Raw genomic sequence first — 1,281 nt, forward strand, 5'->3', positions numbered from 1 at the left:
AACACTATCAGTAAGTTGGAGTCACTACCGCTTGAGCTATTCAAAATTCACTTCCAGTCAGGCGGCGCTAATTCAGATATCACGATCCGCACATTTGAAGCGGTGCGTAAATCGAAGGAAGCGTTAGACCTGTTCACTACCGGAGCATGATGTGAGCCGCGTAATCAATTTGGGTAAGGAGAAGAAATTCCCAATTACTCAAGAGCTATACGAGCGGCTGGAAAGCGTCATCCATGATTACGATGGTGAAATCAGTTTATGCGAGGCGATTGGTACACTCGAATTGCTGAAGCAGTCATTGATTGAAGGCGCGAAAGAGTCCTCAGCCTGAAATAACAACTAAGTGAGATGAATATGGCGACTGAACCAAAAGCTGGTCGCCCCTCTGATTATATGCCGGAGGTGGCTGACGATATCTGCTCGTTGCTTTCTTCTGGCGAAAGTTTGCTGAAAGTATGTAAGCGTCCTGGTATGCCGGATAAGTCCACTGTTTTCCGCTGGTTGGCAAAGCATGAGGATTTTCGCGACAAGTACGCGAAGGCAACTGAGGCACGAGCTGATTCTATTTTCGAAGAGATATTCGAAATTGCTGACAATGCGATTCCAGATGCTGCTGAGGTGGCAAAGGCAAGACTTCGCGTTGATACCCGCAAATGGGCGCTGGCCCGAATGAATCCCCGTAAGTATGGCGACAAGGTAACTAACGAGCTTGTCGGCAAAGACGGCGGCGCAATCCAGATTGAAACATCACCGATGAGTACTCTATTCGGAAAATGACCTCGATTAATCCTATCTTTGAACCGTTCATTGAGGCGCATCGCTACAAAGTCGCCAAAGGCGGTCGAGGTAGCGGTAAGTCATGGGCTATCGCGAGACTGCTTGTTGAAGCGGCGCGTCGGCAGCCTGTGCGTATTCTCTGCGCTCGTGAGCTGCAAAACAGTATCAGTGATTCGGTAATCCGGTTGCTTGAAGACACTATCGAGCGGGAAGGGTATTCGGCTGAGTTTGAAATTCAGCGTTCAATGATTCGTCATCTCGGAACGAATGCTGAATTCATGTTCTACGGCATCAAAAACAACCCGACGAAGATTAAATCGCTAGAAGGTATTGATATCTGCTGGGTGGAGGAAGCGGAAGCGGTAACGAAGGAATCATGGGATATTCTGATACCAACCATCCGTAAGCCGTTCTCTGAAATATGGGTGAGCTTCAACCCGAAAAACATACTCGACGATACCTATCAGCGATTCGTTGGTAAGCGCCCCGAGAAGTACGTAGCGT

General features: G+C 48.3%; 4 protein-coding genes. All 4 read left to right on the top strand.

The window, feature by feature from the left end; all coding sequences use genetic code 11:
• Positions 1 to 150: DUF2560 family protein (locus tag EQY_RS25125; RefSeq protein ID WP_138984129.1), on the top strand; the 150-nt coding region annotated here is incomplete at its 5' end.
• 1 nt (position 151) lies between these two features.
• Complete coding sequence (locus tag EQY_RS0120605) at positions 152 to 331, top strand: hypothetical protein (RefSeq protein ID WP_000091987.1); 180 nt, start codon at positions 152 to 154, stop codon at positions 329 to 331.
• 23 nt (positions 332 to 354) lie between these two features.
• The gene (locus EQY_RS0120610; protein WP_001436504.1) at positions 355 to 777 is read left to right on the top strand and encodes a terminase small subunit-like protein; all 423 of its coding nucleotides are present in this window, start codon (positions 355 to 357) and stop codon (positions 775 to 777) included.
• Positions 774 to 1,281: PBSX family phage terminase large subunit (locus EQY_RS0120615; RefSeq protein WP_000200756.1), on the top strand; the 508-nt coding region annotated here is incomplete at its 3' end. The genes EQY_RS0120610 and EQY_RS0120615, both read left to right, overlap by 4 nt.

This window comes from Escherichia sp. TW14182, from assembly GCF_000208525.1.
Lineage (GTDB): Bacteria > Pseudomonadota > Gammaproteobacteria > Enterobacterales > Enterobacteriaceae > Escherichia > Escherichia ruysiae.

Excerpts from the sequence above, each read along its gene's own strand:
- EQY_RS0120610 (WP_001436504.1), top strand. The coding sequence starts at position 355 with ATGGCGACTGAACCAAAAGCTGGTCGCCCCTCTGATTATATGCCGGAG.